Source organism: Archangium sp. (assembly GCF_036389735.1).
Classification (GTDB): domain Bacteria; phylum Myxococcota; class Myxococcia; order Myxococcales; family Myxococcaceae; genus Archangium.
This window is the reverse complement of sequence record NZ_DASVWK010000309.1, coordinates 1-4,349: the sequence shown is the minus strand read 5'-3', so window position 1 is coordinate 4,349 and position 4,349 is coordinate 1. Positions and strand designations below refer to the sequence as shown.

Here is a 4,349-nt window from a genome sequence, read left to right as displayed (position 1 = left end):
CCCGGTCCATCGAGACGGAGCGTCCGCCACTCCAGTTCTTGATGAGCTTCGTGGAGTTGTCGAGCTCGCCTGGCTGGAAGAACCGCATCGTCCAGAGCTGGCCACCCAAGTCGCCCACCACCGCGGTGTCGAAGAAGCCGTCGACGGCCGGCTTCGCATTGGAGCCGTAGTCCGCCAGGGCCACCGGCGCCACGAAGCCGTACGTCATGGCCTTGCGCGGCTCGTCCAGATCGCCCGAGGCGGTCTCCGAGTACTCCCACTTCCACAGCAGGTTGTCCTGGCGCTCGTTCACCCGGCCATTCCACACGTCCACCATGTAGATGCCGCGGCCCTTCTCCTGGCCGGGCGACCAGCCTCCGGACAGCATCGCCACCCAGCGCTCGGAGCTCGGCGGACCGTCCTTGCCGTGGCGCAGCTGGCCTTTGGCCGACTGCAGCAGCACGGGGCCGATGGGCGGCGGCTTGGGGCTGAGGCTGAAGAGCGTCTTGCCGAAGCGCAGTGCCTCTTCCGTGCACGGCTGCGGGAACATCCAGCGGAAGGCCGGCTTCGGCTGCGCCTTGGTCACCGTGCCATTTTCCGTCGTCCAGAGCAGCTCCAGGGCGAAGTAGTGCGTGCCGCCGCGGCCCTCGGCCACCACGGCCACCGTGCGGTACTCGTCCCAGGACTTCTGGCCGTCCATCGTGCCCATGTCCGCCCAGATGTCGCGGACCATGATGTCGCCATCGACGTAATAGGCGTGGCCCTCCAGCATTTCCTGGAGCCGCGGCAGCAGGTCCGCTGGGATGAAGGCCCAGCGCTCCCAACCGCCCTGGCCATCCTTCGGGGCGCTCGGGTACGTGATGTCGCACGTCTGGGCGTTCTCCTCGCCTACCCCATCACTGAAGGCGTGCAGCATGCCGTCGTTGGCCCCCACCAGGATGAGCCGCTCGCGCCTGCGGTTGATGTACTGGTAGATCTCGTAGGCATCGCGATCCAGCCTCTCGGGGATGGCGCACGAGGTGGGCAGATGATCGCTCCGCAGCATCCTGGTGGAGTCCACGCCGGGCGTGCCCGTCGTGTCATAGAGCGTGCGCACGCACTGGTTGCTGATGCCCAGGTCGCACAGGAACTTGTCCACCGGCGGATCCACCATGACGGGCGATGAGTGGAAGATGTCGCCCAGGACGGACGGCCGGGTCTCCGCGCGCTTGTTGTCCCCGTCCTCGTCGAACAGGTCCTGCCCGCGCACGTACTGGATGACCAGCGCGGTGCACAGCAGGTCATAGCCCTCCTGGGTCACCGGAACCGTGAGCAGGCCCGGCAGTTTCTCATCGCGCATCAACTGCGTCGCGACCTCAAGGGACACGTTCATCTTGTCCAGGATGAGGCCCGGCTTGAAGGTCGTGAGCAACCCGGAAGGGCACAGCGGCGCCCCCGTCACGGCCATGTACTGGCGCAGCTCGGCGATGTTCTTGAGTTCGAAGGAGACGAGATCGTCCTTCTCGTTCAGCACGCCGTCCTTGACTCCACCGCCGTCCTTCTTCCCGTTGTCCGTCACCGTCCAGATCGACCGGTTGGCGTACCCGATCTTGTCCACCAGCTCCTCGTCCGCCTCCCAGTAATAGTCGGCCTTGTCGCCGAAGACGGGCGTGCCGTTGGGGCCCCCGTTCGTGGACACCACCTTGCGGTACTCGCTCGAGCTGTCCTCCGCGACGATGTCCTTCGCCTCATCCAGCAGGAAGACGTCGTTGCGGTCACCGTCGCCGTTCCTGTCCGCGTCCTCGACGAACTCGTTGTACTGCTCGTAGCGGTAGAGCTTGCCCGACCACGACTTGCCCTTGACGGGCATCATGCGCGGGATGACCGCCGTCAGGGCCGAGCCCTGCGTCTGAAGGGTGCTGACGGCCGCCGAGGAGAACGCCGTGTTGCGCGAGTTGATGTCATCCAGGATGGCGAGGATGGCGCGCTTGAGCTCGCTGGTGCTGCTGGCGGGGAAGAACCGGCCGCCGCCCAGCCGCGCCGTCTCCTGGAGGAGCTTGCTCTGGGTCACCGCCTCGGAGAAGCCGATGGTGTACGTGGCCACGCGCTGCTGGCCCGCCATGTCGAAGCGCAGGTCCTTGTTCCACAGGAGCTTGGCCACCTTGTGCAGGTCGCTGTCGGAGCACCCCTCGCACGGCGTCGTGTCGTTCGCGATGGCCGGTGGCATTGGAATCACGTCGCCCTCCTCGGAGGGCTCGCCGTCCGTCAGCAGGATGACGGCGTTGAAGCCGCACTCGAAGCAGACGGAATCGGACACGTTGAAGTTGGTGCTCGTCTGTCGGTTGTTCAGGGTGCCCAGGTAGGTGGTGTAGGGCGTGGTGCCGCTCTTCGACTGGAAGTAGTAGCCGGAGGCGTAGAGCGCGTCCGCGAGCGGGGTGTTGCAGCCGTCCCAGCCCAGGCCGATGTTGTTGTTCGCGTTGACGTTGGTGAGCGAGTTGAGCACCGAGTTGCGGTTGTTCTCCACGGAGCTGTTGTCCAACGGGTAGGACTTGGCGCACGTGGGGCCCATGGGCTGCTGGATGCAGAGGCACTGGGTCTTGGAAGTGCCCTTCGTTCCCCAGCACGTCTTCGAGTCACGGGTCTGGAAGCCCATCACGCCGAAGCGCACCTCGCGCAGGTCGCGCACCACGTCCGCCAGCACCTTGACGGCGCCCGAGTCGCGCGGCGCGTAGAAGTTGAGGAAGTTGCCCTTCACCCGCCGGTTGTTGGCGTCGTGGATGTAGTAGCCCTGGGTATCGAGGCACGTCTGGCAGGTGCCCAGGTCCGTGCCAATGCCCGGAATGGTGGTGCAGGCCTCCGCCGGGGTCGTCCACGGGGCCTTCCAATCATTGCCCTTGGAGTCCTTGCCCAGGAACGGAGCCACGCCGAAGAGGACGCCATATCCCTTGGTGGGAGCGTCATAGTATTTGGCGTTGGCCCACCAGTCGTTGGACTGGGTGCTGATGCCCGTCCACAGGCGGTCATACGTCTCGTTCTTGTCGTACCCCAGCCCGTTGAGGAAGGAGTTCGAGCAGCCCCGGGTGGAGGGCCACGCCTTTGGCCACGCGTGCATCGAACTGGAGGTATCGATGACGAAGAGGATGTTGGGAGGCCCGCCCGGGCGCGAGAAGAACTTCTCGTCGCCGCCCTTGGTCGGGTTCATCAACGCGTCCAGACGCGACGTGGTCGGCAGACAGCAGGCCGCCTCGTCGATGGCGACCGCGGTGTCCGCCCGGAGCAGCACCACGAAGAGAGCAACGAGGCTGAGGGTCAGCTTGCGGAACATGGCGCCTATCCTCACAGACCGTAACGGAAGAGGAACTCGACCTCGGACTCACGGCCCGACGTCGACTCCTGGCACTTGACCACCACGCGATAGTACTGCCCACCCAGCGTGCCCCCGCCCGCGGCGGCGACGTTGGCGACGTCACGCGACTGGCGACCGCCCGCCCCCATGAGCACCGGGTTGACGGACACCACCGTGGCCGAGGCGTCCTCGTTGTAGTGACCCGTCATCATCTTCGAGCGCGACTCCGGATCCGGATCATCGATGAGCTTCGTATCGAAGATCTGGAGGTTGGTCGCGCGGAACAGCTTCAGGCGCGAGAGCAGATGGCGGCGGGCCGCATCCGCGCACGCGCTGACACGATCCCCGCGCAGCTTCTCGGCTGTCGCCTCGCGGTTGTGGTTGGTGAACTGGATGGCGCCCCCCACCAGCAGCATCAGCACCGAGATGGCGATGAGCGTCATCATCAGGGCGTTGCCGCGCGGGGTCCTCGTCTTGAGGTGCATGGTGGTCATCCTCCCCACACGTTGAGGCCGGAGGTGGGGTCACCCACCGGCGGGTTGAAAGCGGAGCGCGACAGGAGGTTCGGCACGCGCACCGTGGTGGACATGTTGGTCCGGTAGTAGCCGTCCGCGGGACTGGCCTCGGCGGAGTCCTCCAGGTCCACGCGCGCGAAGGCGCGGCGACCGTTGGGCTCGGGGCTGGTGGAACGCACGCCGATGCTCACGCGCACCGCGCGGATGTTGGCCGGGTGCCGGTTGTAGCGGGCGCGGTCCTCGTACGGCAGCCGGTAGAGCGGTTGCGGCAAGGTGGCCGGATCCGGGAAGCGATCCACGTCCGCGCTGCCCACGTCCCCCAGCACCCAGTTGGCCACGGGTGAGCTGGAGTCCACCGGGGTGAGGCTCGAGTTGATGCCGGTGGGAGGCGGCCGGTTCATCACGTAGGCCACCTGGAAGGACTCCACGTCCGCCATCAGGGGCACGCCGGAGGCCGGGTCCAGCGTGTCGAGGCTCTGGAAGGCCATCAGGAACGGGCGGCCATCCAGGGGCACGATGCGGATGCGCAT

At 66.4% G+C, this 4,349-nt stretch carries 3 protein-coding genes; all 3 read right to left on the bottom strand.

All coding sequences use genetic code 11. The features are described from left to right. On the bottom strand, window positions 1-3,283 hold a 3,283-nt coding region (locus VF794_RS10960), incomplete at its 3' end, for a pilus assembly protein PilY (RefSeq protein ID WP_331109466.1). A gap of 11 nt (window positions 3,284-3,294) precedes the next feature. Continuing rightward, entirely contained in the window at window positions 3,295-3,798 is a 504-nt protein-coding gene (locus VF794_RS10955) for a hypothetical protein (protein WP_331109464.1), read from the bottom strand. After that, window positions 3,795-4,349 (bottom strand): PilW family protein (locus VF794_RS10950; RefSeq protein ID WP_331109462.1); only part of this gene is annotated, 555 nt, incomplete at its 5' end. The genes VF794_RS10950 and VF794_RS10955, both read right to left, overlap by 4 nt.